This is a genomic window from Flavobacterium sp. 90, assembly GCF_004339525.1.
Classification (GTDB): Bacteria; Bacteroidota; Bacteroidia; order Flavobacteriales; family Flavobacteriaceae; genus Flavobacterium.
The window spans coordinates 4089982-4113434 of the sequence record NZ_SMGE01000001.1; the positions used below are offsets into that span (position 1 = coordinate 4089982).

Annotated in this window: 20 protein-coding genes and 6 tRNA genes; 16 read left to right on the plus strand and 10 right to left on the minus strand. The window is 34.2% G+C overall.

Annotated features, from left to right (window positions below):
* Nucleotides 1-46: 46 nt before the first annotated feature.
* The gene (locus tag C8C83_RS17220) at nucleotides 47-928 is read right to left on the minus strand and encodes a LysR substrate-binding domain-containing protein (protein WP_121329644.1); all 882 of its coding nucleotides are present in this window, start codon (nucleotides 926-928) and stop codon (nucleotides 47-49) included.
* 326 nt (nucleotides 929-1254) lie between these two features.
* On the opposite strand from C8C83_RS17220, the gene C8C83_RS17225 reads away from it, so the two are divergent.
* Nucleotides 1255-1962: a class I SAM-dependent methyltransferase gene (locus C8C83_RS17225; protein ID WP_121329645.1), complete on the plus strand. Its 708-nt coding sequence runs from the start codon at nucleotides 1255-1257 to the stop codon at nucleotides 1960-1962.
* 169 nt (nucleotides 1963-2131) lie between these two features.
* Nucleotides 2132-3358 (plus strand): membrane dipeptidase, encoded by a 1227-nt coding sequence (locus tag C8C83_RS17230; RefSeq protein WP_132011824.1) that lies wholly within the window; start codon nucleotides 2132-2134, stop codon nucleotides 3356-3358.
* Between the two features lie 48 nt (nucleotides 3359-3406).
* Here the strand turns inward: C8C83_RS17230 and C8C83_RS17235 are convergent, their stop codons facing one another.
* The 5 genes from C8C83_RS17235 to C8C83_RS17255 all read right to left on the minus strand — a co-directional run bounded on the left by C8C83_RS17235 (nucleotide 3407) and on the right by C8C83_RS17255 (nucleotide 7190).
* Nucleotides 3407-3880 (minus strand): DUF3291 domain-containing protein, encoded by a 474-nt coding sequence (locus C8C83_RS17235; protein WP_121329646.1) that lies wholly within the window; start codon nucleotides 3878-3880, stop codon nucleotides 3407-3409.
* A gap of 303 nt (nucleotides 3881-4183) precedes the next feature.
* Nucleotides 4184-5161 carry a zinc-dependent alcohol dehydrogenase family protein gene (locus tag C8C83_RS17240; protein WP_121329647.1) on the minus strand — a complete coding sequence of 326 codons (978 nt, stop codon included), beginning with the start codon at nucleotides 5159-5161 and terminating at the stop codon, nucleotides 4184-4186.
* A 10-nt stretch (nucleotides 5162-5171) separates the two neighbouring features.
* On the minus strand, nucleotides 5172-5450 hold the full coding sequence (locus C8C83_RS17245; protein WP_121329648.1) for a putative quinol monooxygenase: 279 nt from the start codon (nucleotides 5448-5450) through the stop codon (nucleotides 5172-5174).
* Nucleotides 5451-5452: 2 nt separating this feature from the next.
* Complete coding sequence (locus C8C83_RS17250; protein WP_121329649.1) at nucleotides 5453-6055, minus strand: NAD(P)H-dependent oxidoreductase; 603 nt, start codon at nucleotides 6053-6055, stop codon at nucleotides 5453-5455.
* A gap of 148 nt (nucleotides 6056-6203) precedes the next feature.
* Complete coding sequence (locus C8C83_RS17255; protein WP_121329650.1) at nucleotides 6204-7190, minus strand: aldo/keto reductase; 987 nt, start codon at nucleotides 7188-7190, stop codon at nucleotides 6204-6206.
* A 118-nt stretch (nucleotides 7191-7308) separates the two neighbouring features.
* Here C8C83_RS17255 and C8C83_RS17260 point away from each other — a divergent pair, with 118 nt between their 5' ends.
* On the plus strand, nucleotides 7309-8154 hold the full coding sequence (locus tag C8C83_RS17260; RefSeq protein ID WP_121329651.1) for an AraC family transcriptional regulator: 846 nt from the start codon (nucleotides 7309-7311) through the stop codon (nucleotides 8152-8154).
* 297 nt (nucleotides 8155-8451) lie between these two features.
* Here the strand turns inward: C8C83_RS17260 and C8C83_RS17265 are convergent, their stop codons facing one another.
* The 4 genes from C8C83_RS17265 to C8C83_RS17280 form a co-directional block, all read right to left on the minus strand.
* Nucleotides 8452-8919: an RES family NAD+ phosphorylase gene (locus C8C83_RS17265; protein ID WP_121329652.1), complete on the minus strand. Its 468-nt coding sequence runs from the start codon at nucleotides 8917-8919 to the stop codon at nucleotides 8452-8454.
* Complete coding sequence (locus C8C83_RS17270; RefSeq protein ID WP_121329653.1) at nucleotides 8919-9419, minus strand: antitoxin Xre/MbcA/ParS toxin-binding domain-containing protein; 501 nt, start codon at nucleotides 9417-9419, stop codon at nucleotides 8919-8921. Before C8C83_RS17270 ends, C8C83_RS17265 begins: the two co-directional genes overlap by 1 nt.
* A gap of 110 nt (nucleotides 9420-9529) precedes the next feature.
* Complete coding sequence (locus tag C8C83_RS17275; protein WP_121329654.1) at nucleotides 9530-10291, minus strand: C40 family peptidase; 762 nt, start codon at nucleotides 10289-10291, stop codon at nucleotides 9530-9532.
* A 69-nt stretch (nucleotides 10292-10360) separates the two neighbouring features.
* Nucleotides 10361-11539: an acetyl-CoA C-acyltransferase gene (locus C8C83_RS17280; RefSeq protein ID WP_121329655.1), complete on the minus strand. Its 1179-nt coding sequence runs from the start codon at nucleotides 11537-11539 to the stop codon at nucleotides 10361-10363.
* Between the two features lie 239 nt (nucleotides 11540-11778).
* Between C8C83_RS17280 and C8C83_RS17285 the strand changes: the two genes are divergently transcribed.
* The 13 genes from C8C83_RS17285 (at nucleotide 11779) to C8C83_RS17345 (ending at nucleotide 23452) form a co-directional block, all read left to right on the plus strand.
* Nucleotides 11779-11862: transfer RNA gene (locus tag C8C83_RS17285), tRNA-Ser, on the plus strand.
* Nucleotides 11863-11944: 82 nt separating this feature from the next.
* Nucleotides 11945-12019, plus strand: a tRNA-Pro gene (locus C8C83_RS17290).
* 32 nt (nucleotides 12020-12051) lie between these two features.
* Nucleotides 12052-12125 (plus strand) — tRNA-Arg (locus tag C8C83_RS17295).
* 206 nt (nucleotides 12126-12331) lie between these two features.
* Nucleotides 12332-12405, plus strand: a tRNA-Arg gene (locus C8C83_RS17300).
* Nucleotides 12406-12461: 56 nt separating this feature from the next.
* Nucleotides 12462-12532 (plus strand) — tRNA-Glu (locus C8C83_RS17305).
* Nucleotides 12533-12585: 53 nt separating this feature from the next.
* Nucleotides 12586-12657, plus strand: a tRNA-Glu gene (locus C8C83_RS17310).
* Between the two features lie 29 nt (nucleotides 12658-12686).
* A complete protein-coding gene (locus C8C83_RS17315) occupies nucleotides 12687-12941 on the plus strand; it encodes a GIY-YIG nuclease family protein (protein WP_121329656.1) in 255 nt (84 codons plus the stop codon).
* Nucleotides 12942-13390: 449 nt separating this feature from the next.
* A complete protein-coding gene (locus C8C83_RS17320) occupies nucleotides 13391-13987 on the plus strand; it encodes a sigma-70 family RNA polymerase sigma factor (protein ID WP_121329657.1) in 597 nt (198 codons plus the stop codon).
* A 211-nt stretch (nucleotides 13988-14198) separates the two neighbouring features.
* A complete protein-coding gene (locus C8C83_RS17325) occupies nucleotides 14199-15239 on the plus strand; it encodes a FecR family protein (RefSeq protein ID WP_121329658.1) in 1041 nt (346 codons plus the stop codon).
* Nucleotides 15240-15461: 222 nt separating this feature from the next.
* Entirely contained in the window at nucleotides 15462-18776 is a 3315-nt protein-coding gene (locus C8C83_RS17330; RefSeq protein ID WP_158598165.1) for a SusC/RagA family TonB-linked outer membrane protein, read from the plus strand.
* 11 nt (nucleotides 18777-18787) lie between these two features.
* Nucleotides 18788-20158, plus strand: coding sequence for a RagB/SusD family nutrient uptake outer membrane protein (locus C8C83_RS17335; protein ID WP_132011825.1), 1371 nt, complete (start codon nucleotides 18788-18790; stop codon nucleotides 20156-20158).
* Nucleotides 20159-20223: 65 nt separating this feature from the next.
* Complete coding sequence (locus C8C83_RS17340) at nucleotides 20224-21171, plus strand: ATP-binding cassette domain-containing protein (protein WP_121329662.1); 948 nt, start codon at nucleotides 20224-20226, stop codon at nucleotides 21169-21171.
* 13 nt (nucleotides 21172-21184) lie between these two features.
* The gene (locus tag C8C83_RS17345; protein WP_158598166.1) at nucleotides 21185-23452 is read left to right on the plus strand and encodes a Gldg family protein; all 2268 of its coding nucleotides are present in this window, start codon (nucleotides 21185-21187) and stop codon (nucleotides 23450-23452) included.
* The last annotated feature ends 1 nt before the right edge of the window (nucleotide 23453 follow it).

The following is a 23453-nucleotide window of genomic DNA, read 5'->3' on the forward strand; positions in this document are numbered from 1 at the left end:
CCATATTAAAAATAATTCGCGAAAATTTGTGCAATTCGTGGCAACACTACTTCTTAAAATTCAATAAAAAAGCAACTGCAGATTTAGTAATTTCAGAATCGTCTTCTTTTGAAGTTATTAGCGAAACATCCGTAAACAAATTCACTTTTTTTAATTCGATAAAACCAATTTCAGAATCTTGATTGTTCGTGGCAATGTTTGAAGGAACAATTGAAATTCCTAATCCGTTTTTGACCAATTGTACGATCGAATTGATATTGTTTGCTTCGTGCACTACTTTTGGCGTGAAGCCATAAAATGCACAAAGTTCCAGTAAAACTTCGTGATAATGTGGCGCATAATCTTTGTTAAAAAAAACAAAAGTTTCGTCTTTTAGATTCGAAATTTCTTTTTCGGAATTAATTTGAATCAGGCTTTTATTATAAACAACCGAAAACCCATCCTGAAACCACAATTGTGATTTTATTTTAGGAGATTTTATTGGAGAACGAATAATTCCCAGTTCGATTTTTCCTTGTTCCAGAGCGTCGATTTGCTTGGTTGTTGAAACTTCAAATAATTTGAAATTCACATATGGAAATTGTTCTTTCAGATGTTTTATCAATTTAGAAATTACAGCCGAATAAATCGAACTTATATAAGCTATTCTGAATTCGCCGGAAACATTTTGGGCTATTTTTTTCGTTTTCACGGAAATGCGCTCGAGATTCTGAAAAAGTTCTCTGACTTCTTTTTCAAAATATTTTCCGGCTTCTGTAAGTGCTACTTTTTTATTGTTCCTGATAAAAAGCTTCGCTTGAATTTCTTCTTCGAGTTCGATAATTTGCCTGCTTAATGGCGGTTGCGAAATAAATAGTTTTTCGGCAGCTTTGGTAAAATTTAATTCTTCGGCTACAGCCAAAAAATATTTTAAGTGACGTAATTCCATAAATACCTATTAAGTATTGATAATTGATAAAAATAGTATTTTTGAAGTATATATCAAAATGGTAGTTTTGATAAAAAAATAGATAGCAAACGGATGACGCGGATTTAAACTGGTTTGTGCGGATTTTTTATTTTTTTGCCACAGATTAAGATTATTTAAAATGATTTTTAAAATTTAAATTTGATTATTCTTAGAGATAATCTCTGTAGTCATTTTATCCCGATAGCTATCGGGAGTGGCAAAAAAAACAGACAAAGTATATTATAAAAAATCTGCACAAACCAGTTTAATCCTTAAAACCCGTGGCCAATTAAAAACAAAAAACTATGAAAAAATCAACTATTGAAGAGATCAGAGAAAGATTTGACAATGATGTCGAGCGATTTTCGAATTTAGAAACCGGGCAAGTGGCAACAATCGACGCTACAATTTCTTTAGAATTAATTACAGAAGCTTCTAAAAGAATTGTTCCAAATGCGGTTAATGTTTTGGATATTGGATGTGGCGCCGGAAATTATACTTTAAAAATGCTTTCGAAAGTTCCGAATTTGAATTGCACTTTGGTCGATTTGAGTTTGCCAATGTTGGATCGTGCTTTTGAAAGAGTTTCAAAAGAAACTAATGGAAATGTTGCAATAAAACACGGTGATATTAGAGAAGTCGATTTACCTGAAAATCATTTTGATATTATTTTGGCTGGAGCAGTTTTGCATCATTTGCGTGATGATCAGGATTGGGAAACGACTTTTACTAAAATATTCAAATTATTAAAACTAGGCGGATGTTTTATGATTTCGGATTTAATTACTCAGGATACTGAATTGTTAAACGAATATACTTGGCAGCGTTATGGCGATTATTTAGAAGGAATTGGCGGGGCAGAATATCGTCAGAAAGTTTTGGATTATGTAGAAAAAGAAGATACGCCAAGATCAATGAATTATCAATTGGATTTAATGAAGAAGATTGGGTTTACGAGCGTAGAAATTTTGCACAAGAATATGTGTTTTGGCGCTTTTGGCGGAATTAAATAGTCTGGCCATGAATCTTTTTTAAACTTTAATAAAAATTTAATAGCTTAATTTGTGCTATTGGTCGTGTGTTGCTTTTGATCTGTATAATAATTGATTGGTTAATGTGAAAAAAGTGTTTTTTTGTATAATCAAATTTTATTTTCGTTTCACAATTTTCAAATCAGTATAAATGAGCAGTAATCAAGAATGGAATCGCAGAAGTTTTTTAACAGCGATGAGTGGAGCAGGAGCAGCAATAATGTTAAGTCCGTTTTTATCATGGGCTGCAATTGATCGTGATCCGAGAATAGCTGAAATTGTTGCTAGAACTTTAGGGATTGATACTCATAATCATATTGATGTTCCGTTAATAAAATCAGAACTTCCAGGACCAAAAGTTGATTTGGCAGGCGAATTAAAAAAATCTGGTTTGTCTGCCATTTGTATGACTTTTGCAGTTGATTATCAAAAGTTAGTGAATCCAGGCGATGCTTATGAAAGATTTATAAACGGACTATCGGCAATGGATGAAATATTAAAAAGCAATAATATGAAACGTGCCTTAAATTTTGCAGATTTGCAATTGGCACACAAAATTAAGCAGCCAATTGTAATACAATCTGTAGAAGGGGGACATTTTCTTGAAGGTAAAATCGAGCGTTTGCAAATTGCGTACGATCGGGGTTTGAGACATTTAGGTTTACTTCATGACAATGATGCGTCGGTACCTCTTGGTGATATTTTTACGAAGTCGCCGCAATGGGGCGGACTTACAACTTTTGGTGCTGAAGTAATTAAGGAATGCGAAAGAATAGGTGTCTTGGTAGATTTGTCGCATTGTGATGATAATACGGTTAATGGAGCATTGAAAATTGCAAAAAAACCGGTTTTGATTTCTCATACAGGTTTGAATAGCAGACTCGGTCAAAATGAGTTTATGTCTAAAATGATGAAACCCCGACTAATAAGTAAGGAACAAGCTAGAATTGTAGCAGATAATGGTGGTGTAATTGGCGTTTGGACGCATCTCGCAGATTCACCTACAGAATTTGCTGATAATATTAAAGCAATGGTTGATGTAGTTGGTGTTGACCATGTTTGTATAGGAACTGATACTAAACTAACACCGGCATATCGCTCCCCAAATGATCAGGGACAAAGACCGGAAAATGGTAAAAAAGAGGATGGAAAACAAGTTGGTTTTGAGAACAAACAAAATGGACAACCAAAAAAGGAAAATGATAAAAAAAATCAAAAAGGCCCTCAGGATACAAACCATTCCTGGGAAGTTCAAAAAGATGGTTTTTATTATACCGTTGTTGAAGCTTTATTAAATGCTGGTTTTAAAGAAGAAGAAATTGCTAAAATTGGTGGTGGAAATTATTGCAGGATATTTGATGCGGCAACTAAAAAATAATAATTCATTTAGCGATTAGCACTAAATATAAAAAGCGAAATAAAATTTTTATTTCGCTTTTTCTTTACTTTCATTTGGTGCAGGAAACTTTGTTCTTAAATCAAAAACAAGTTCTGAAACTCCATTTTTCTGTAAATAATCCAGTTTCTCAACAGCTTCTTCAAGAGTCGGAATATGTCCTTTTGGAATCCACCACATAGCGGTATGAGCTTTTCCAAATTTCAGAAACCATTCCTTACGACGTTTTAAAAAATCACTGTGAAAGGTTTTGTACATATAATATTCGAGAGTTTCAATGTTCTCCCAAACCGAAACATTTACAATAATCTGTTCGTCATTATATGGATTCAGATTTGTTGCATTATAACTATCATCTTTTAATCTCCAGACAAATCCATCACTATTTTCGGCTAAAGTATTGATGAGTTCTAAATTATCTGTGAATTCCTTCATGATTGGATCGTTAATATCGACTCCTTTCATTTTGGCAATATTAATTTCGGCAAGATGATAATGACTCATATTGTTATGGTTTTAAATATGAGGCAAGTTAGTTTTTTTGAAGTGTTTTTTAAAGTATAATATTAACAATAACTTTTTTTAATGTGAAAATTAGTCGCATTTTGTTGACGTAATTAGAATGTAATCCCTATGGGATAAATTGTAAGCGTAATAGGTCTTTTTACCAATATTATGCTCCTAAAGGAGCTTTTAAATACGTATGTTTTGTTTTATATGGAATTTTTAGAATGTCCCATCGGGACAAAATATTGGTAGGAAAAAAATACACAAGCAAAAAAAAGTCCCGTTAGGGACTTAATATCGTTAAATTATATCAACAACAATTTTCCCTACAGAAGAGCCGTCGCTTACAGCTTTATGCGCTTCGATAGCATTGTCTAAAGTGAAATTTCTAGGATCGATAATTGGTTTTAATTTTCCTTCTTCGATTAGTTTTGTAGTTTGTTTTAGGATATCACCATGATGTTTTCTTTTTTCGTTACCAATCATTGGATGAAGTACAAAAACGCCATGAATACTTGCAGAACGAAGTGAACTTGTTGCCAAAGTATGTGTTCCAAAAGCAGCGCAACTACTAATTTGACCATAATGACGAATTGCTTTTAATGAATTATCCAAAGATTGTCCGCCAAGAGTATCGTAAATAATGTCAAAACCGTTTCCGCCTGTGTATTGATTTACGTAATCTTCAACTGGAGTATTTTTATCAATTGGAGTTGCTCCAAATGATTTTACAAGATCTGCTTTTTGTTCAGAAACAGTTGCATAAACTTCAGCTCCAAGATTTTTGGCAAGCTGAACCACCATATGACCAACGCCACCAGCGCCAGCGTGAACAAGAACTTTGTCGCCTTTTTGTACTCTGGCTCTGTCAATCAAACCTTCCCAAGCGGTAAGCAATACCAGCGGAACTCCGGCAGCTTCTTTCATGGTTAAGTTTTTTGGTTTTATGGCCAATAAATCAGCGTCGACAGCAGTATATTCGGCTAGAGTTCCTTGGAGTCCAAGAACTCCTCCGGCAAGTCCGTAAACTTCGTCTCCAACTTTAAATTCTGTAATGCCTTCGCCAATTGCTTCGATTACTCCGGCGAGATCTGTTCCTAAAACAGCAGGTAAAACGGGTGATGCATAAGGCGAAAGTCCAAGTCTGATTTTGTTATCGATTGGGTTTACGCCGCTTGCATGTATTTTGACTAAAACTTCTCCTTTTTTAGGAGTTGGTTTTTCGATTTCGGTGCTTACAAATTCAGATTCGTAAGTATTCGTTAATAATGCTCTCATTGTTTTTAGATTACAAGATTTGTACTGTTTTATAAACCTGAATTGGTGCAGCCACTAAATTTTCGCTTTTGCTAATAAAGTCAAGCAAATAAGGTTGATTATTATGGATGTCAAGACCTGGTTGATCTTGCCATTCTTCCCAAATAATAAAAACATTATCACTATGGTGAAGGTCGTAACGAGCACAAGCAGCTTCTTTTCTGGTTTCGGTAACCAAATGATTTAACATGTTTTGAACTTGTTCTATATTTTCGGGTTTGCTTTTAAAAATTGCTGTAATTGAGATCATAATTATAGAGTTTTAAAGATTTGTTCCAAATGTTTGGTGTAGTTTTTCTTAAAGATATCAATATTTTCGGCAGTTGCGCCTTTTTCAACGTCATGAAAATGAAAACCTTTCAGTTTTTCCATTCCTACAAATTTATTCATTTTATGGAAACCAAACATAGCTCCATCATCTACAGATGTTTCTTCGAAGAATTCTCCCGGAAGTGTGAATGCTGTTGCAGGCGCATTCCAACTTGTTGTTAACATATATTTGCGTCCGTGTAGCATTCCACCGGTTCCGTAATTGATATCAGGATTTACTCTGCTTCTTCCGTCGCTTTTGTAAATTCCTTTTTGGTGTCCGGCAGTAAAAACGTCGTCGATATATTTTTTGAAAAGGTTTGGCAATTGAAACCACCAAACTGGTGTGTGATAAATTACTGCATCTGCCCAAACGAACTTTTCTACTTCTTGATCTAAGTCAAAATCTTGTTTAATGTCGGTTGTTTTGATTTCGTAATTTTTACTTTTCAAGTATTCGATTGTCCAACCGGTAACGGTTTCATTGAATTTTCCACCTGAATGTGCGAAATTTTGACTTCCGTTGATGATAAATATTTTTTTCATTTTACTTTTTGTTCTAATGAATCTGGGTTGCGTGAGGGATAGTAGTGAAAATCCTTTTGTGCCGGGGTTCGGCACAAAAGATTGTAATGGATAGCCCGGCCCTTGGGACACGCCCAAATTCTTATTATTTAAATTGTGAGATTTTTTATTATTTTAATTTTGAAATTGCCTCATTTATAAAATCTAATTCAGAAACAGATAAGTCAAAATCTAATGTTTTTGCGTTTGAAATAGCTTGTTCTGCGTTTCTTGCTCCGGCTAAAACTATGGTAATTCCTTTCTGTAAAGTCGTCCAACGCAATACTAATTGTGAAATTGAAATGTGTTTTGCGTTAGCTAATGAACTTAATTCTTCGACCAAAGTTTTTACTTTTTGAAGATCAAACTGACCGAAATATCCGTTTCTGTGATCGTTGTCTTTTAGTTTACTGTCGGTAAAATATTTTCCGGTTAATAAACCTCTTTCCATTGGACTGTAAGCTATGATTCCGATGTTTTCTTCAATTGTAAGTGGAACTAAATCAGTTTGAATTGCCTGATTCAACATGCTGAAAGGTACTTGATTTGAGGCTAATTGTATTGTTTTTTGAGCTTCTTTTATTTGGTCGACACTGTAATTACTAACTCCAGCTGCTCTGATTTTTCCTTGCTGAATCAAGGTTTCCAAAGCTTCCATTGTTTCGTGAATTGGAGTTGTAGCGTCTGGCCAGTGAATTTGTAATAAATCGATATAATCTGTTTGAAGACGTTTTAAGCTTTCTTCGACTTCTTTGATAATATTGTTTTTTGATGCGTATTTATAGACCGGAATTTTTTTTCCGTTGTCTTCGGCATCAAAAAAGAATTCGCCTTTGCCTTGATTGCTTCCGTCCCAAACCAATCCAAATTTAGTTAATAGTTGAACTTTTGAACGGTCTTTTGATTTTAAAGCTTCTCCAATCATTTCTTCGCTTAATCCAAATCCGTAGAAAGGAGCGGTGTCGATTGTGGTTACGCCGTGATCGATTGATGCGTGAATGGAGTCGATTGAATCTTTCTTTTCGTTTCCGCCCCACATGTTTCCGCCAATAGCAAATGCGCCGTATGTAATAGTTGATAATTCAAGTTCAGTATTGCCTAATTTTCTATATTCCATAGTCTTATGTTTTATTGCTTAAAATTTGTTTGGCAAAATTATACCATTTTTAAGAGTGTTAAGTTGTATATATTTGTCTTTTTTATGTAAATTTGTAGCCGAATTAATAAAGTACATTATGAAAAAAGAAAATTTATACGAGCCTTTTACGGTTTCTTTTGAAACGCTGGATGAATATCCGGATGTTGGAGATCGTCATAATTTCTTTGAATTGGTTTATATTTTAGAGGGAACGGGAAGACAATGTATCAACAAGAATATTTTTGAATATGATGCGGGACATTTGTTTTTATTGACGCCTGAGGATTGTCATAACTTTACGATTGAAACCGAAACAAAGTTTTTCTTTTTGAGATTTAATGATATTTATTTGAAAAATTCAAGTTTGCAGAATGAGAATATTCAGCGTTTAGAATATATTCTGCAAAATGCAAATCATCAGCCAGGTTGTATTTTGAAAAATGATGCCGATAAATGTCTGGTAAAAGTAATGGTTGAAGCAATTATTCGCGAGCATCAGGATAAAGATGTTTATAATAAAGAATTGATTCAGCAATTGGTGAATACTTTGATTATTGTGGTTGCCCGAAATATTGCCAAGTATTTGCCGGAACAGGTAAATATTGGTTGTGAGGCTAAAGCAATGGATATTCTACAATATATTCAGAATAATATTTATTATCCGGAACGAATTAAAGCGGAATCGATTAGTGATTATTTTGGAATCTCAAATACTTATTTAGGACGTTATTTTAAGAAACACGCGAACGAAACGATGCAGCAATATATCAGCAATTATAAAACAAAATTGATCGAACATCGTTTGCAGTTTAGTGATAAACGTATAAACGAAATTGCGTATGAATTTGGTTTTACGGATGAAAGTCACTTTAATAAATTCTTTAAAAAACAGAGAGGGAATAGTCCGTCTGAGTTTAGAAAAGTGATTCGAATTAGCGCGTGATATTGGCACGCGGATGACAAGGATTTTGGCGGATTTTTTTTGCCACAAATTGCACAAATTTTCGCTAATTGTTTTTGCCACAGATTATTTGGATAAGAATGATTTTCTAATCTAGCGTTGATAATGGCACGCGGATGACGCGGATTTTGGCGGATTTATTTTTTTTCCACGAATTGATCGAATTTTTACGAATTATTTTTGCCGCAGATTTCACAGATTAACACAGATTTAAAAATCATTTTTAATCCTTTAATCTGTGGCAAAAAAGAATAAATAAATCTGTGCTAATCTGTGAAATTAGTGTTTGAATCGAGAATCAAAAATCATTTTTTTGGTGCTTAGAACTTTAATTCTTGAAGCATCTTCGTGATTTGGATTGATCAGATAATTAAATTCCTGAGGTACGATGCTACTTGGGACTTTTAGTATTGCAGTTTCGTTATAATATACAAAATCATCTCCAATAGTTTGAGTTATTAAAGATGGTGGTTTTGAATTCCAGATGTCCGGTAAATCTTTTATGTTGACTTCCTGAATCAGGATATCGTCCGGAATTTCAATTTCTACATAAAAACGATCAGAAGGTAAATCTTCGCTTAGATCTAAATGTACCGAAACCTCAAGTGTTGCCAAAGCTCTACTGTCAGCTGTGTACACTATTCTAGTATTAAGACTATTCCAGCGATAACCTTCGGTCATTGAAGCTCCAATTCCGGTTAGGGTAGTGGTGAGGTATTTTTCTCTTTCGATTCTAAATACTATCATTACGCCAGATTTCCAAATTCTAATCTGTTAAGGCTAAATTTTACCTCGTTGATTCCCGTCATTGTATCGAGCATATTCTCAGGTGTGCTTCCGCCAATAGAAAGGTTAGGTTTTTTTAACCATCTTTGAAATTTTTCTTCTTCATGGTTAAAAACTTCCAAGCCGTAATCTATCAATTCATTTATTAGAATTACAAGTTCGCTATCTCGACTATCTAGTAGTAAATGTTCACTTTTTTTCTTGTTGTAAGTAGTTTGTGGAATACCTACAATAGCTAAAACTGATTTTACGGGATTGTTTAATCGTCGGCTAATTTCTTCAATTGAATCGTATGGAATACCAGATCTGATAACTCCCACGCGTTCCAATTTATTACTCCAACTGTATTCCTTTCCGCCAGAATAAAGTGTAGACTTTCTGATAGAGATGACTTTTCCAGACGCATTATCAATGCTTCTTTGAGTGTCAAAAGGTTTTGTTTTTGGTGCTAATTTTGCCATGATACAACTGATTTGTTGTAAAAGTACAACAATTTTGCTGTTTGACTAAATAGTTTATTTAAAAATTAACAAAGCCAAGCGTAATATTTTTTTAAATCTTGGAAAAAGAATTAAATAATCTTCTTGATTACGCGCAAATTATGGGTGTGTTTATTGAGTTCCGGATTGTAGATTCCCAAATGATCTAAACGGTCAATGCGTACTTTTCCACTTGCGTGAATGATGTAATTATTGTCCATTATAATACCTACGTGAATGATGTTTCCTTCGGCATTGTCAAAAAAGGCTAAATCTCCAGCTTCGCTTTCTTCGATAAAACTCAAAGGTTCGCCTTCAAGAGCTTGTTGTGAAGCATCGCGGTGTATTTTGTATCCGTTTAGTTTGTAAACCATTTGGGTTAAGCCCGAACAGTCAATTCCAAAAGGTGTTTTTCCACCCCAAAGATAAGGTGCGTTCAAATACATAAAAGCGGTATTGATTAAGGCACTTTTAGGTTTTGTACCACTTGTTTTGGTGCCTTCGAAATCAAAGTTTGCAGTATTGATTTCGCTATTATTCAAAAATGATAAAGAGGCTCCAAGCGGAATTGGTAATAATAAATTATCAGGCGCACTGATATAATCAATCAAATCTGCGTTAAGAATAATGGCGTCATTGCTTAATTGCTTATAATTTGCCTCTGAAATAATTTGATATTGTTTAGAATCTACCCAACCTTCGTAGTCGTCGAATTGTATTTTTATTCGGGCCCATTGATTTTGGCGTTCTAAAATCTCAATGTGTTCACCAAACAAAAGTTGTGTAACGATTTCACTTCTGTCGCTTGGCTCAGATCGAACGGGTACTATGGCTAGATTGCAAATTCCGAACATTTAGGGTAATTTATTAGTTGAAAAAATTAGGAGTTATTTCATTTAAAAATAACTCCTAAGATATGTTGTTTAAGCTCTTTCGATAACAATTGCTGATGCTCCACCACCGCCATTGCAAATTGCAGCAGCTCCGGTTTTAGCATTGTTTTGTTCTAAAACATTAAGTAAAGTTACGATGATTCTCGCTCCTGAACATCCAAGAGGATGTCCTAATGAAACTGCACCACCATTAACGTTTACTTTATCGTTATCAAGACCAAGAATTTTTGAATTGGCTAATCCAACAACTGCAAATGCTTCGTTGAATTCGAAATAATCAACATCGCCAATTGCAATTCCTGCTTTATCTAAGGCTTTCGGTAATGCTTTTGCAGGACTCGTAGTAAACCATTTTGGTTCCTGAGCAGCATCTGCATAACCTTTTATGTAGGCTAGAGGTTTTAATCCTAATGCGTTTGCTTTTTCTTCAGACATTAAAACTAAAGCTGCAGCTCCGTCATTGATTGTTGAAGCGTTTGCGGCAGTAACAGTTCCGTCTTTTGTGAAAACAGCACTTAAAGAAGGAATTTTATCCAATTTTACATTAGTGTATTCCTCATCTTTAGAAACAATAACTGGTTCGCCACGTCTTTGCGGAACTTCTACAGGAACAATTTCGTTCTCGAATTTTCCGGCATCCCAGGCTTTTGCACTTCTTTCATAAGATTGAATAGCAAAATTGTCTTGTTCTTCTCGGCTGATGTTGTATTCAGTTGCACATAAGTCAGCGCAAACTCCCATTGCGTTGTTATCGTAAGCATCTGTCAAGCCATCTTTTTGCATTCCGTCAAGCATTGTTGCAGGACCAAATTTGTTTCCGTTACGCATTTGTACGTAATGTGGAATCAAACTCATGTTTTCCATTCCTCCGGCAACTACAATCTCCGCATCGCCACAAGCGATTGCCTGAGCAGCAAACATAACAGCTTTCATTCCAGAAGCACAAACTTTGTTTACTGTAGTTGCAGCAACTTCTTCAGAAAGTCCTGCGAAAAGTGCAGCCTGACGTGCTGGCGCTTGTCCAACTCCGGCTTGAACCACATTCCCCATGAATACTTCATCAACTAATTTTGGGTCAAGGTTAATTTTTTGTAGTGCTCCTTTTATAGCGGCAGCACCTAATTTTGGTGCGGGTACGGTAGATAAACCTCCCATGAAACTTCCGATAGGTGTTCTAACGGCAGAAACGATAACAACTCTTTTGTTCATTTTCTGTTAATATTAGTTAATCAAGCAAATTTACTCTTTATTTGAATAAATTCAAATTTTGGGGCAATTCGATTGGATTTTAAATTTAATATCAAATTTTTGTTAATTCTATTTGTTTGATTGTTAAGCGGTTTAAAAAAAAGATTGAAAAAAGTGAAAAAAAAGCGCCGAAATAGTTGTGAGATATGGAATGTTGTCTTACATTTGCAACCGCAAAACAGAACACGTTTCTTGAGCTTGGAGAGGTGCCAGAGCGGTAATGGAGCAGATTGCTAATCTGTCGACGAGTAATCGTCGCCAGGGTTCGAGTCCCTGTCTCTCCGCGGAATAATTTGCTTATTGGGTATTGAAGAAATTCGATTATCGTGTCCTGATTAAAATTAGGAAAAGCACTGATAGAATTTTCGGGGTGTAGCGTAGCCCGGTTATCGCGCCTGCTTTGGGAGCAGGAGGCCGCAGGTTCGAATCCTGCCACCCCGACTAAAACTTTGCCATAAAGTTTTAAAACAAATGGACGCATAGCTCAGCTGGATAGAGCACCTGCCTTCTAAGCAGGCGGTCGAAGGTTCGAATCCTTCTGCGTTCACATCAAAAGCCATTCAAACGAGTGGCTTTTTTGTTTTATTAAAAATGGACGCATAGCTCAGCTGGATAGAGCATCCCGATTTTGAATCGGGACGGTCAGAAAGTTAAGTTTTAAGTTTAAAAATAAGGACGCATAGCTCAGCTGGATAGAGCATCCCGATTTTGAATCGGGACGATCAGAAGGTTAAGTTTTAAGTTTAAAAATAAGGACGCATAGCTCAGCTGGATAGAGCACCTGCCTTCTAAGCAGGCGGTCGAAGGTTCGAATCCTTCTGCGTTCACATAAAAAAGCCACTCAAATCGAGGGGCTTTTTGTTTTATACAAAATGGTTTAAGTGGATAGCTCAGCTGGATAGAGCATCCCGATTTCAATCGGGACGGTCGAAGGTTCGAATCCTTCTGCGTTCACATAAAAAAGCCACTCAAATCGAGGGGCTTTTTTGTTTTATACAAAATGGTTTAAGTGTATAGCTCAGCTGGATAGAGCATCCCGATTTCAATCGGGACGGTCGAAGGTTCGAATCCTTCTGCGTTCACATAGAAAAACTAAATAAAAAAGCATATGAATTTTTTCTACATTTTATACTCAAAGGCTTTAAATCAATATTATATTGGACATACATCTGAAGGTTTAGAAGAACGATTACGTAAACATTTATCAAATCATTCTGGATTTACAGGAAAAGTAAAAGATTGGATTGTAATATATTTTGAGAAATTTGAGACCAAATCATTGGCTTACAAACGTGAATTAGAAGTCAAGAAATGGAAAAGTAGAGTGCAAGTTGAAAAACTGATAAATGATTCTAAACTATAATTCACATAAATAAAGCATCTCTATCTTTAATCAGGATTTTTTAAGATTCGAAAAATTCTATTTTATATTTAACCCCATTGATTTTAAGGGGCATTTGTTTTGTTTTCTGCTTTTGTGTCAGTTACTCCACTTAGAATTTATTATAGTCCTATTTTTTATCAGGAATAACGGGTTTTATTCTGATTGAACATGTTTTTTGCTCGATTGTGCTGTAAAAGTACCAAGATAAAAATAACGTAAATTATTTGTTAAGATAAGCTGTAAGATTTAGCTTTAAAATTTTGAACATGCCACTAAACTATATATAATAATATTACGTATATTTTGGAAAGTTGTAGTATTCATTGATGAAAAATTGTCAAAATGACATTTCTGATACTTTTTATTGAGATAGATTATAGAAGTCTTAGAAAATTAATAATATTGTAAAATCTAATAATTACTTTTAAATGGCTATAAATTCTAATCTTGACGAAAATAAACTTTTGTTTGAATTGTCGCAGGGAAACGAAATAGCCTTCACAACTTTATACAATCGATATAAAAACGTTGTTTACTCATCTGCTTTGAAAATTACCAAATCCAAAACCCTTTCGGAAGAGGTGGTTCAGGATGTATTTATGAAAATTTGGCTTAAAAAAGAAGAACTTACAGATATAACAGATTTTGAAAGTTATCTTTTTATTTCGGGTAGAAACCAGATTTTCAATATGATTAAAAAAATAGCAAGAGAAGATACTTTTAAAAATGTTCTGAAACATACTGATTCGTCATTTAATGCAACTGATTCTTTTTTAAAAGATGAACAGTATAATATACTTTTAAGCCAAATCTTACTCAAACTTCCGCCACAGCAACAAAAAATATATCAAATGGCTAAAGTTGAAGGGCTCAGCCATCAGAAAATTGCTGAAATACTTGATATATCGCCTTTAACTGTAAAGAAACATATGGCACAAGCCTTAAAACTAATTCGCGTGCAACTTGCGCGTCATATAAATCTTATTATAATAAGTTTTGGTTATTTTTTTACTCAAAATATATAATTTAATTGTTTGTTTTTGAGTGGATTATCTTTTTGTTTAAAATAATTTTACTTTTTTTTAACTTTAGACTACTCCTTCCTGTCTTTTAAATTGTCTTTATAATATACGGGCTTCATAAACTCTAAGAAGAAAACTATTTTTCAATTTTAGAAATATTGATATTAATTGCCTGAATACATAAAAACCTACTACAAATAGTAATTATAAAGAGATGCAAAAAGAAGAATTCGAAAAATTATTTGGTCGTTATCTGCAAGGTAAACTTTCAGATCAAGAATTGGAACAATTCATGCAAATTGTAAAAACCGATCAATATGATGTTTTTATAAAAGATGGAATTTATACTTCATTAAAAGAAAGTGAAGTTTCAGATTTTATGGATGAGAAACAGGGAGAAATTATTCTGAATAAAATCTTATCTCAATCTAAAGACGAATCAAAACTAATAACTTTTTCTCCTGAAAGAAGAAATAGAAAAAAGATACTTCGTATTCTTTTTGCAGCGGCTAGTATTGCTCTATTTGCAGCTATTGGCAGTACTTTTCTTTTTAAATCAAATCCTGTAGTTCCTGCTCAGGTTGAACAACATGTTGTTGCGGAAGAAAATGCATTAATTGCTTTCAGCGGAAAACAATTAATTCATTTACCTGACGGAAGTACTGTTCTTTTAAATGATAACAGTAGTCTGGAATATAACAAGAACTCTTTTGACGATAAAACGCGTGAAGTAACACTTACCGGAGAAGCTTATTTTGATATTCACCACAACGAAAAAAAGGCTTTTATAGTACATACCGGCAAGGTTCAGACTAAAGTTTTAGGTACGGCTTTTAATATTAATGCACGCAATTCGTCTGCTAATATTGAAGTTACGGTTACAAGAGGTAAAGTACAGGTTGGAGACACTGAGAAAATATATGGTGTAATTACTCCTAATCAACAGATTAAAGTTGACAAAAACACCTTGAGCTTTGAACAGAATAATGTAAGTGCTGCTGTAGTGACACAGTGGAAAAGCAATTACCTGATTCTGGATGATATCAATATGGAAGCAGCGGCAGCACTTATTGCTCAAAAATATAAGGTAAAAATTTCAATGAATGAAAATATTAAAAACTGCCGAATAACAGCGAGTTTCCTAAATGACGAAGATTTAGATCATATTCTAAAAGTAGTATGTAGTGTTATTGAAGTCAATTATAGCTACACTGATTCAGGATCCATTATTTTGGAAGGGAAAGGCTGTCAATAAAAACGAAGTCTGAAAAAATTAAATAAAAATTAATCTAAAAAAAAAAGCCTATAAGTACAAAAAAAAACCATCTGGCTTCTGACCCCAGATGGCGAATATTTCTAATAATTAAAATCGAACTAACCATTAAAAACATGCAAATTTATGAAATTACGCTGTAAAACAACCATGTTTGACAGGGAAAAAAAATCATCTTTTTTCCGCTTGTCAAAAAAAACCATTATGATCATGCGCATCAGTTTATTCCACATTTTCTTATTGACCTGCGGCGCTCCGATGGTCTTTGCGACCGAAATGAGCAGTCAGAATTTAGAATCAATATCCGTTGATATAGAACTTCATAATCAGGATATTAAAACTTTATTTAAGACAATAGAAAATAAAACAGGATTACTGTTTGCTTACCAACCTCAGATCATAAAAGATTTTCCGAAGGTTAACACTCCAAAAGGACGCAGAAGTGTGAGTGATATTTTAGACATTGTATTTCAGGGCAGTAATTTGGTCTACAAACAAGTAGACAAAAATGTCGTGATTTATAAAAAGGAAACCGTCAAAGCTGATGTGAATGTTTCGAAAAAAGAAAATCGGGAAGATGCAAATTACATGCTTGCAGGAAAAATTCTCGATGAAAAAGGTCAGCCGTTGCCAGGGGTAACTGTTATGCTTGTAGGAGGGAACAAAAGTGGAATTTCTGATTTTGACGGTCAATTTTATATTGAACTACCTTCTGGTAAACACGTACTTAAAGTGTCTTATTTAGGATATAAAACGCAGCAGGTTACAGTTGAAAATCAAGTTTCGATTACTATTAATATGCAGCCCGATTTGGCCAAATTAGATGAAATCGTAGTTATTGGTTACGGAACAACAACCAGAAGGACTTCAACTGGATCTGTAGTTAAAATTACTGCCGAAGATATTGAAAAACAACCTGTAACTAATATTTTACAAACATTACAAGGAAGAACTCCCGGAGTTTTTGTAACGCAAACTTCTGGTTATGCAGGAAGTGATATGAATATTAGTATTCGAGGAAGAAACTTTATTGCAGGAAATAATTTACCTCTTTATATTGTTGACGGAGTGCCTTATATTGGTGATGATATCAAAGAACAAGTACAGGATCAAAATGTTATCAGAGGTGCTCAAAAATCGACTAGCCCTTTGAATATTATCAATCCAAATGACATAGAAAGCATTGAAATCCTGAAAGATGCAGATGCAACAGCAATCTATGGTTCAAGAGGTGCCAATGGTGTGGTTCTTATTACTACTAAAAAAGGAAAAGCCGGAAAAACAGAGTTTACGATAACAACTAACTCAGGAGTTTCTGAAGTAGCACATATGGTAAAAACTTTGGGTACACCAGCTTACCTGAATATGCTTCAAACGGCTTTAGACAATAATGGAGATGTTGCTGATGTTGATAGTAATGGTATTGCTATTACAGATTGGGATCCAAAAGCTCAAACAAACTGGCAGAAAAAATTAATAGGCGGTACAGCTAATTTTAATAATTATTCGGCTTCTTTGAAAGGTGGAAATGAGACAACAAATTTTCTTTTAAGTGGTGCTTATCATAAAGAAACTACGGTTGTTCCGGGAAATTTTAGCTATGATAAATTTTCGACTAACTTCAATATTAATCACAGTACTCTGGATAAAAAATTAAAAATTGGAGCTTCTGTAATTTTTGCGGCAGATAATAATAAACTACCATTTTTTGATATCACAACATATGCGGTAGGTACGGCTCCAAACCGTCCGTTATACAATGCAGATGGAAGTTATTATTGGTCACCGGATTACTTTAGCGATATAAATCCACTTGCTGCTTTAGATAAAAGAGTAGAGGATAAAGGAATAAACTTAATAACAAGTTTAAGCCTTCAGTATGAAATTGCAAAAGGTTTTTCTTTTAAAACAGATTTAGGATACGGACGAGCTCAAATGCAAACGGAACAATTTATGCCGGCATCTGCAACAAATCATGCTTATGCTGAAGCAAACGATATGAGTTTAAACTTTCAAAGATCTTATACTGTTTCGACTAATAATACTAATAATTTTACTATTGAGCCTCAACTTAATTATACAACAGAATTATGGAAAGGAAACTTAACAGCACTTGTTGGAGGTTCATGGCAAAATAGAAAATCAGAAATGCCTTCTTATGTGAGTTCAAATGGTTATAGTTCAGATAATTTAATTGGAAATCTGGGGACTGCAGAAAACATAACGGCTAATAACGGAAGTGTAGAATATAAATACATTTCTCTTTTTAGCAGACTTAACTATAATATTGCCAACAAATACATTCTGAATGTTAACTTTAGAAGAGATGGTTCATCACGTTTTGGAGCAAATAACCGTTTTGGGAATTTTGGATCTGTTGGTGGTGCGTGGGTATTTACACAGGAAAATTTCTTAAAAAATGCTGACTGGTTAAGTTTTGGAAAACTACGCTCTAGTTATGGAGAAATAGGAAGCGACGAAATTGGAGATTATCAATATGCTGAAACCTTTGATACCCGTAATTATGGTAATGGAAACGCTTCTATGGCTGCAGCCAGAATTGCAAACCCTAATATCAAATGGGGATTAACAAAGAAATTTGAAGTTGCACTTGATTTAAGTTTCCTAAACGACCGTATTTCTTTTACTACTGCGTATTATAAAAACACTTCGAGTAATCAATTGGTAAACTATACTCTTAGCGCTCAGGCAGGTTTTACAACTTATACGGCAAACTTACCAGCCAAAGTTGAAAACGAAGGATGGGAGTTTACGCTTGAAACAACAAATATTCGTACTAAAAACTTAAACTGGTCGACGTCTTTCAATATTTCGACAAATTCAAATAAATTACAATCATTTCCAGGCATAGAGTTTACGAGTTATTACTCTCAATACGTTGTTGGAAAACCTTTAGGCGGAATGTATTTGTATAATTTTACAGGTGTAAACGCTAATGGTATTGCTCAATTTGAAGATGTAAACGGAGATGGCAGAATCTCCAGAGGATTTGCTGAAACTGGTGTAGGAGACAGAAAATATTATGGTCCTAGTTATCCGCAATATTACGGCGGTATCTCAAATACTATTAGTTATAAAGATTTTACACTTGACTTTTTGTTTCAATTCGTAAAACAAAATGGTAGTACTTTAATGTCTTCAACCGGAGGACAGCCGGGTTATCCTTACTCAACTGCAAATTTTCAAGTGGATGAATATAATAACTATATAGCACAAGGAAATGTTTTAAGTTCAGGTTTCCAAAACAGTTTTTTTAATTATATAGGATCAAATGCTACAGTTGTAGATGCATCGTATATAAAACTTAAAAATGTAAGTGCTTCCTATCAAATTCCTTTAGATGAGACAACTAAGAAGTTTTTGCAAAGCGTTCGTGTTTCAGTACAAGGACAAAACTTAGTGACTTTTACTAAATACAAAGGACTTGATCCTGAAACTCAAGGTTTGGCTTTGCCACCATTACGTACAATAACTTTTGGAACACAGTTTACATTTTAAATCTAAAAAACATGAAAAATATTTCTACTAAATATATATCTATATTTTCGTTTTTTCTTTTATTAGGACTTACGAGCTGTGATAATGCTTTGGATGTTGATCTTCCAAGCAATCAATTGTCATCAGAAAGTGTGTACTCTACAGAGTCAACCGCTGAGGCTGCTGTAAACGGAATCTACCAAAGCATGGTTGCAGATTTTTATTATTACAGAGTTCACGCTGTTCTTGGGCAAACATCTGATGAATTAGTGCCTAGAACAGGTATTGCAAATGTTTTCAGCTCTAATGAAATCCCTGAGACTGACGGAACAATAAACACTAATTGGGGCGAATTGTATAAAACAATCTATAATGCTAATAACGTTGTTGAAGGAGTTACTAAAAGCACTACACTTAATGCTGCTAAAAGCAAAAATTGGATTGCCGAAGCAAAATTTTTAAGAGCATATTCTTATTTCTACCTGACCAATCTTTGGGGTAATGTACCTTTGGTATTGACTACAAATGTAGATGTATCAGCATTGTTGCCACAATCCTCGCAAGAAACGGTTTATGCACAAATTGTACTGGACTTAACTGATGCTTCAAAAGATCTTCCAACAGATTACAAAAATTATAAAGGCGAAAGAATCAGAGCTACAAAATGGGCTGCTGAAGCTTTATTGGCAAGAGTAAATCTTTATCAGGAAAAATGGACAGAGGCTGCTGCTCATGCAACTGCAGTAATCAACCAGTCAGGTTCTTACAAAATGATTACGGATCTTGAACATAATAACAGTCCGTTTATTTCCGACAATAATGAAGCTATTCTTCAAATACCATATTTTAATGTTGATTATACTTATGAAGGATCTTCGGTATTTACAACCGGTGGTACTTTTTTACTAAGAAAAGGCAATGCACTTTTTGAAACTGGTGATGCCAGAAAAACAAATTGGACAATCGATATTAAAGATAGAAATGGTGTGTTTTTAGGTATTGCGCCTTATAAATATCAAAACGGTTTTAATAGTTCTCCTATAGAACGTTCAACCGTATTAAGATTAGCAGAACTTTATTTAATAAGAGCCGAAGCCAGAGTAAAATCAAATGATATTACCGGAGCTCAGCAAGATATAAACGTAATTAGAAACAGAGCTTTGTTGGGATCTACTACTTTAACAGATCCAAATCAATTGTTAGATTTAATTGCTCTGGAAAGACAACGTGAGTTTTTTGCAGAAAACGGACACCGTTGGCTGGATCTTAAAAGAACCGGAAAACTAGATGAAACACTTTCTGTTTTACCGGGTAAAATCTGGAAAAGTACAGATAGTTTATATCCTATTCCAGAGCCGGCTATTCGCTCTAATCCCTTCTTAATCCAAAATTCAGGATACTAATTATTAAAAGTAACGCAAGAATGTGTTTTCAGTAAAAATACATTCTTGCGATTTTAAAAAACACTATGGAAACAACAATTGTAAGAGTTGAGGACTTGTCACATCAATACAGTAAGGATTGGGCAATACAAAATATAAGTTTTGAAATCAAAGAAAACAGAATTTTAGGTCTTTTAGGATCAAATGGAGCAGGAAAATCAACCACAATGAATATCCTTTGCGGTGTATTAAATCAAACCAAAGGAAATATTTTTATTGACGGAATTAATCTGAAAGAAAACCCTGTTGAAGCCAAAAAGCTAATTGGTTTTTTACCGCAAACACCACCTTTGCATTTGGATTTAACCGTAAACGAATATTTAATTCACTGCGCAGAATTACGTCATGTAAAAAAAGAAGATTTGCACAAAGCTGTTGAAAGAGCTAAAGAACAATGTGGAATTGCACATTTCAGCAATCGCCTTATTCGTAATCTTTCAGGCGGTTATCGTCAGCGTGTGGGAATTGCTCAGGCGATAATTCACGAACCAAAATTGGTAGTTTTAGATGAACCTACAAACGGATTAGATCCCAATCAGATTTTAGAAGTTAGAAATTTAATTAAGAAAATAGCTAAAGATAAAGCTGTGATTTTTTCTTCGCATATTCTTTCTGAAGTTCAGGCAACTTGTCAGGATATCAGAATGATCGAGAACGGACACATGGTTTTTTCTGATACACTTGACGCTTTCAACAATTATATTGAAGCCGACAAATTAACTGCAAGTTTTGAAAATCCGCCAAGTATTGAAGCATTAACTGATATTGCCGAAATTACAGCTGCTGTCTTTCTTTCTCCTAAAAAAGTTCAGATAACCTTTACCGGAACACAGGAAATTGCCGAAAAAATTATTTCGCTAAGCGTATATAATAATTGGAAATTAAGAGAAATTCAATTTGAAAAAGTCTCTCTTGATGAAATTTTTGCTCAGTTATCTAAAAAAGCACCTTCTAAAAACGCTATTCTTTCTTAAAACAAAAAAACAAATGAAAACAATATATAGAATTGCTAAAACAGAACTCAACACGATGTTTTATTCGCCGGTTGCGTGGGTTGTTTTAGTTATATTTTCGATCCAGTCAAGCTGGAAATTCTTTGACTCTCTGGAACGCTTTGAGAAATCTCAAAAAATGGGAGAAGGAATGAGTAATTTATCACAAATTATTTTTTCAGGTTTCAGTGGTTTATATACAGAAATGCAGAATTATTTATACTTATATGTTCCGCTTTTAACAATGGGATTAATAAGCCGTGAAATCAACAGCGGTTCTATCAAACTGTTGCTTTCATCTCCTATAAAAATAAAAGATATCGTATTAGGAAAATATCTTGCCATTGCAGCTTATTGTTTATTATTCGTTGCAATATTGGGATTACAAGTTGTGATTGCTTATTTCTCTATTGATCATTTAGATTTAAAATTTGCCATTTCAGGATTAATAGGGTTGTATTTATTAGTATGTACCTATGCCGCAATCGGTCTGTTTATGTCTTGTCTGACTTCTTACCAAGTCGTTGCAGCCATAAGTACTTTGGTTGTTTTAGCAGGTTTAAATTTTATTGGAAAACTTTGGCAGGATATCGAATATGTAAAAGACATTACTTATTTCCTTTCGATTGCCGGACGTGCCAATGAAATGCTTGAAGGTCTTTTGATTAGTAAAGATGTATTATACTTTATTTTGGTAAGCGGTCTTTTTATCGGACTTAGTATTTACAAATTACAAACTGGTAGAGATGCGCAATCCGTTTCTAAAAGAGCCATAAAATATACGGCTTTAATAAGTGTGGTTCTGGCACTTGGTTACATCACATCAAGAGCACCATTGACGATGTATTATGACATGACCAGAACAAAAGACAGAACGCTTACAGAGAATAGTTTAAATATTGTCAAAAAAATAGATGGTCCAATTAAGATTACGACTTATGTAAACTTATTAGATATCAATTATTATATGGCTATGCCGTATTCTCAAAATCAGGATATTTCAAGTTTTGAAAACTACACCCGTTTTTTGCCCCAAACAGAAATGGAATATGTGTATTATTATGATACTTCGGGAAATGAAGCCTTGTATGCACAAAATCCCGGATTAAGCGATAAACAGCTTGCTGATAAATTGATCGAAACGCAGGATTTAAAGCTCAAAAAATTATATTCTCCTGAGGAAATTAAAAAAGTTATTGATTTAAAACCAGAACAAAACCGAGTTGTAAGAACCGTAGAATACAACGGAAAGAAGACATTTTTAAGAATGTATGATGATTTGTTCAAAGTTCCGAGCGAAAAAGAAATCTCAGCATCTTTGAAACGTTTAGTGGTTCCGAATCCAAAAATTGTTTTTGCAAGCGGAAACATGGAACGCAGCATTGACAAAAACGGAGACAAAAATTACAAAACAGGATTTAATGAAATCACTTTTAGATATTCTCTAATCAATCAGGGATTTGATGTTTCAACAGTAGATATTAATGCGCAGGATATTCCGCAACAAGCTACTATTTTAATTATTGCCGATCCAAAAACGGAATTAAGCCAAGGCGCAATTGACAGAATTTCTAAATATATAGACCAAGGAAAAAACTTAATGCTTTTGGCAGAACCGGAAACCAATTCGGCTTTAGCTGCAATTACGGATAAATTAGGTTTAAGTTTTACAAAACAAACATTAGTGCAGGAAAGCGAAACTAATTCTCCTGATTATCTCGTAACAGATTTTCTAAAAGATGCAAATCCTGGTATTATTAAATTTAGTAAAACCAGAAGCAATAATCCGATTCCGCTTTTAGGAAGCAGCGGAATTATAACTACCAAAGATGCCGGATTTAAAGTAACGCCACTTTTAAAAACTAATAATCAGCCTGCTTGGGAATCTCAGAGCGGAATTACTTCATTTCCTCAAGATTTGAAAAAGCAACCTTCTGTAAAAGGAGTTCCGCTTGTTGTGGCTTTAACGCGAAATGTAAATGGAAAATCTCAAAAAATAATTGTAGCCGGAGATGCTGATTTTATGGGCAATGCCGAATTAAGCCGTGCCGGATCTGGAACATTTCAGTTTGTAACCGATCTTTTTAGCTGGTTTAGCAATTACGAATTCCCAATTGATACAACTCGTCCCGAAAATACCGATAAGAAAATAACCATAAATTCAAATCAGGTTTTCATCAATAAAATTGTATTCATCGGATTATTTCCATTATTGATCATATTAAGCGGCGCTTTTATACTTATTAGAAGAAACAGAAGATAAA

Coding starts and splice junctions, on each gene's coding strand:
- C8C83_RS17220 (WP_121329644.1), bottom strand. CDS start 928: ATGGAATTACGTCACTTAAAATATTTTTTGGCTGTAGCCGAAGAATTA.
- C8C83_RS17225 (WP_121329645.1), top strand. CDS start 1,255: ATGAAAAAATCAACTATTGAAGAGATCAGAGAAAGATTTGACAATGAT.
- C8C83_RS17230 (WP_132011824.1), top strand. CDS start 2,132: ATGAGCAGTAATCAAGAATGGAATCGCAGAAGTTTTTTAACAGCGATG.
- C8C83_RS17235 (WP_121329646.1), bottom strand. CDS start 3,880: ATGAGTCATTATCATCTTGCCGAAATTAATATTGCCAAAATGAAAGGA.
- C8C83_RS17240 (WP_121329647.1), bottom strand. CDS start 5,161: ATGAGAGCATTATTAACGAATACTTACGAATCTGAATTTGTAAGCACC.
- C8C83_RS17245 (WP_121329648.1), bottom strand. CDS start 5,450: ATGATCTCAATTACAGCAATTTTTAAAAGCAAACCCGAAAATATAGAA.
- C8C83_RS17250 (WP_121329649.1), bottom strand. CDS start 6,055: ATGAAAAAAATATTTATCATCAACGGAAGTCAAAATTTCGCACATTCA.
- C8C83_RS17255 (WP_121329650.1), bottom strand. CDS start 7,190: ATGGAATATAGAAAATTAGGCAATACTGAACTTGAATTATCAACTATT.
- C8C83_RS17260 (WP_121329651.1), top strand. CDS start 7,309: ATGAAAAAAGAAAATTTATACGAGCCTTTTACGGTTTCTTTTGAAACG.
- C8C83_RS17265 (WP_121329652.1), bottom strand. CDS start 8,919: ATGATAGTATTTAGAATCGAAAGAGAAAAATACCTCACCACTACCCTA.
- C8C83_RS17270 (WP_121329653.1), bottom strand. CDS start 9,419: ATGGCAAAATTAGCACCAAAAACAAAACCTTTTGACACTCAAAGAAGC.
- C8C83_RS17275 (WP_121329654.1), bottom strand. CDS start 10,291: ATGTTCGGAATTTGCAATCTAGCCATAGTACCCGTTCGATCTGAGCCA.
- C8C83_RS17280 (WP_121329655.1), bottom strand. CDS start 11,539: ATGAACAAAAGAGTTGTTATCGTTTCTGCCGTTAGAACACCTATCGGA.
- C8C83_RS17315 (WP_121329656.1), top strand. CDS start 12,687: ATGAATTTTTTCTACATTTTATACTCAAAGGCTTTAAATCAATATTAT.
- C8C83_RS17320 (WP_121329657.1), top strand. CDS start 13,391: ATGGCTATAAATTCTAATCTTGACGAAAATAAACTTTTGTTTGAATTG.
- C8C83_RS17325 (WP_121329658.1), top strand. CDS start 14,199: ATGCAAAAAGAAGAATTCGAAAAATTATTTGGTCGTTATCTGCAAGGT.
- C8C83_RS17330 (WP_158598165.1), top strand. CDS start 15,462: ATGATCATGCGCATCAGTTTATTCCACATTTTCTTATTGACCTGCGGC.
- C8C83_RS17335 (WP_132011825.1), top strand. CDS start 18,788: ATGAAAAATATTTCTACTAAATATATATCTATATTTTCGTTTTTTCTT.
- C8C83_RS17340 (WP_121329662.1), top strand. CDS start 20,224: ATGGAAACAACAATTGTAAGAGTTGAGGACTTGTCACATCAATACAGT.
- C8C83_RS17345 (WP_158598166.1), top strand. CDS start 21,185: ATGAAAACAATATATAGAATTGCTAAAACAGAACTCAACACGATGTTT.